3 protein-coding genes are annotated in these 3596 nt (G+C 55.3%); 1 reads left to right on the forward strand and 2 read right to left on the reverse strand.

Annotated features, from left to right (window positions below; translation table 11 throughout):
• Window positions 1-149 precede the first annotated feature (149 nt).
• Window positions 150-848: a PIG-L deacetylase family protein gene (locus ACREAY_RS10630; RefSeq protein ID WP_431755746.1), complete on the forward strand. Its 699-nt coding sequence runs from the start codon at window positions 150-152 to the stop codon at window positions 846-848.
• Window positions 849-910: 62 nt separating this feature from the next.
• On the opposite strand, the gene ACREAY_RS10635 is transcribed toward ACREAY_RS10630, so the two are convergent.
• Window positions 911-2704, reverse strand: coding sequence for a discoidin domain-containing protein (locus ACREAY_RS10635; RefSeq protein ID WP_431755748.1), 1794 nt, complete (start codon window positions 2702-2704; stop codon window positions 911-913).
• Window positions 2705-2919: 215 nt separating this feature from the next.
• Window positions 2920-3596 (reverse strand): hypothetical protein (locus tag ACREAY_RS10640; RefSeq protein WP_431755747.1); only part of this gene is annotated, 677 nt, incomplete at its 5' end.

Genomic DNA, 3596 nt, shown 5'->3' on the forward strand with positions numbered 1-3596 from the left:
CCTGATGTTCCTCACCCTGACCAGAAACGTGCTTGAAACGAGCATAATAGATGCCGCCAAAAAAATAGACCTCGAATACAGAAGGCACATTGCAGGCAGGCCGGTCGGGCCGATGGTAGCCGAAGCGTAGGCAGGCGGGTTTACCCAGCATGCTTGCAGCCGCCACCAAACCGCAAAAGACTGCCGCCAACAGCCAAAACAATAACAACGGAGGCAACGGGAAAAAATCGATCCTGGTGTTTGGCGCCCACCCTGACGACATCGAGATCGGCATGGGCGGGACCGTCGCCAAGTTCCCAAAAGGCGAGTACGACGTCAGGCTCGTCATAATGACCCTCCCAAACTTTACCGACATTGACAAAAAGGAGCAGCGCCGCCAGGAGGCTATAATGTCGGCCAAGACGATGGGCGTAAAGGCGCCGATTTTTCTCGACCTCTCCCCAGACGAAGTCGCCTTTAGCAGGAACCTGGTCACCAAGATTGACAAGCTGATGACTGAATACAAGCCGGAGGCGGTCTTTACGCAATGGATAGGAGACTCTCACCAGGACCACTACATCCTCACGAAAGCGGTGATGGCAGCTGCCCGTGATATGTCCAACCTGTTCATGTACGAAACGACCATACCGGGGGGCGTGACGGAAAAGCCGTTTCGGCCCCAGCTGTTTGTTGACATCAAGGATTTCATCGAAAGCAAGGTGGACGCGCTGAACGTCTTTGAGTCGCAAAAGATACGCGGAGGCCACCTGTGGATAGACGCGGTGGTTGGCAGGTGCGCGTACAGGGGATACCAGGCGAACACGAAATACGCGGAGGCGTTTGAAGTCATCAAAGTGACCAAATGGTAACGCTGTGCATGCATAAAGAGAAAAAAGTAGAGGGCGTGGCTAAAAAAATCCACGCGGTTTCTCTATGTTGGAGGCTGTATTTCCCTTACGCTCAGCCACTTGAAGTCGACGTTGCTTGCCGAATCCCACCTGAAGGTCACGATGGGGCCTCCCCACGATATCTTTTGATCAGGGGTGCCGCCGCACATGTCGCCGTCGCTTCCCCATCCGGTGCTGTCTATCTTTTCATTCACTTTCTTCCAGGTGACCCCGTCGGCGTTTTCGTTGATCCAGTTCTGCAGGATCACGTTGCCCTGCGCGTTGTTGTACATCACAGTCTTGAAGCCGACCCATCTTCCAAAGAGCGAGCTGGTGGCCTGCGACTCGGGGGTGAAGGAGTACCCGTCAGCATGCTGCTGCTCTTTTGCAAAGCCGGCCTTTCCGTCGTAGAACAGTCGGCCCTTGTACGCCGTGCCTTCGCAGCCGCCGTTAGAGTCTGTGTGCTTGCCACTCCTTCCGTACCAGGAAAAGTTGTCCGACGATGCAGCGTTCACCTTCACAAAGCCCGTGATTTCGACGTTCCTCCAGTCTTTGGCGTCCTGCATGTATCCCTTTGTAGCCATGGCTGCCTGGTTGTACGTGGTGATCCTTTCAGGGTGGTATCCGCTGGACGTAAAGACGTTCATCCTTACTTGCGAAGACGTCATCTTCCACGAGCCGTCCGAGTTCTTGGTTATGGTGTTCTTGGGATCGAACCTTGAATCGCTCGTCGCAGAATTCATGTTCATGGCCCATGCTTCGCCGGCGCTCTTGGTCGGGTAGAGCATCTTTACTCCGAACGCGTCCGTCGTCGAGCCTGCCGGTGGCGGGGTTGGCGTTGTAGTAGTAGCGCTCTTGAAGTGCGCGGTTATGGTAGTGTCTGCATTGAGGGTCAGCGTCCTTGTCCTTGCGGTACTACCGTCGTTCCAGTGGTCAAACACCATGTTCCCATAGTCAGACACTGTCGCGCTGTATGTCGCGCCGGCCTTGCCGGTGTGTGTCAGGGTCGTAAAGCCCGTCTTGACCGTGGCGCTTCCCTCGTTAATGGTTGTCTGGTAGCCGGTGATTGTGCTGCCTGCCATGTCGGCTGACTTTACTGTGAGCGCATATGTCGTTGGTGCGGGCGGAGGAGTAGACGATGCAGAGCCCGAGATATCTACCTCGGTAATGCTTGCCCAGTCGTTGATGGTGTTGCCGTTGACGGTTATCTTGACATACCTTGCCGCCGTGTCAGGAATGTTGTAGTCTTCCTGGTTCAGCGTCGTTCCGCTGCTCTTGCCGGCGTATACGTTTGTGTATGTCTTGTCGTCCTGCGATACCGACACTACAAAGTTGTTTTGCCGCTCGTTGCCCTTGAACCACGCTACGTCAAGGTCGCAGACGGTCTGGCTCTGCCCAAGGTCGTACCTTATCCACGACCCCTTGCCCAGGTTCGACCATCTGGTCGAGAGGTTATTGTCAAGGGTGTTTACCGGCTTGTTGCCGTCGTCGGCGTTGGCAATCCAGCCTGTCACCGTCAGCGGCGCGCATGAAAGCGCAGAGGCGCTTGTGCCCGTGTTGTAGATGGCAGTGATAGAGGTCGCAGAGTTGAGCGTCAGGCTCCTTGTCCGCGTGGTGCTTCCGTCTTCCCACCGGGCAAAGGTGATGCCGCTGTAGTCGCTTGGAGTTATCGTGTATGTAGTTCCTGTGTTACCTGTGATGCTAAGTGGCGTGAATCCCGAACCTACAGTGCTGCCACCCGACTGGATGGTAGCCTGCATGTTGAGCACGGCACCGCTAGTAGAATTTGCATTCACGGTAAGGTTTGCCGGCGCTGCGTAGGCGACACCTGCCGTCATCAAAGACGGAAGCGCGCCAGAAGCCGCCAGTATAGCCGCAAATGCAATTCCCAGAATTGCATTTTGCCTATGTGAATTGAGTCCCATTTTCAATTCTTGAGTTCGCGAATAAGATCATTTAAAGCGCTTATGGAAGCGCACAGGATAACTTAGTCTCCTGTAAATGTAACATAAAGCTCCTACAGATGACGCGGGTGTAAAAATGTGCGGCTAATTTACGTTGCGTCCATCGCCGGCGCGACTGCAATCTCCCTGATGCTCACGTTCTTGTATAGCTGCCTCTCTACCCCGTCGTTTCTGATGATTATGGCCGGCCCGCCCTCGAGCAGCTTTTCATCGGCAGAGTAGCCGCACAGCGCCGCCGGCTCGTCTGATGATATCGCCCAGCCGCCCCTGTCCACGTATTCCATTACTTTTTTCCAGTCGCCGCCGGCCCTGCCGTTTGTTTCATCGACCCACAGCTCCATCTTGACGTCCTGGCCCCCGTTGACGTTGTAGACGACGTATTTCATGCCTATCCACTGGTTTTTGGGCACGCCGTCAGGATAGAGCATCAGGAGGGGGTTTTCTTTTGTGTAGGTGGGCCAGTGTATCTCTTTTTTAAAGTCGACAGAGCCGTGGTACCGGATGGCCGCAGAGTAGCTGCTCCCGTCGCACTGGATTGGATAGCCTTCGGGATTGGTCCCGGCGTTCTCGGTGTGGCCCGGGCCCGTGCGCCCCTGGACCGCAAAGCCGGCGTAGGAGGGCGGCTCGACCTCGCTCACCCTCATGCTGTACATCGTAAATTCAAAGTTCTTCCACTCTTTCTTTCCTTCCGGGTCGGATATGTAGTAGCGCACGACGTCGCCGGAGGATTCCGAAGTGCCGTCGCCCCTTATATAAAGAGTGTTCG

Source organism: Nitrososphaera sp. (assembly GCF_050748925.1).
In the GTDB taxonomy this organism is placed as follows: domain Archaea; phylum Thermoproteota; class Nitrososphaeria; order Nitrososphaerales; family Nitrososphaeraceae; genus Nitrososphaera.

What these genes read in the sequence shown, in the direction of transcription:
- ACREAY_RS10630 (WP_431755746.1), top strand. Translation starts at nt 150, where the DNA reads ATGCTTGCAGCCGCCACCAAACCGCAAAAGACTGCCGCCAACAGCCAA.
- ACREAY_RS10635 (WP_431755748.1), bottom strand. Translation starts at nt 2,704, where the DNA reads ATGACGGCAGGTGTCGCCTACGCAGCGCCGGCAAACCTTACCGTGAAT.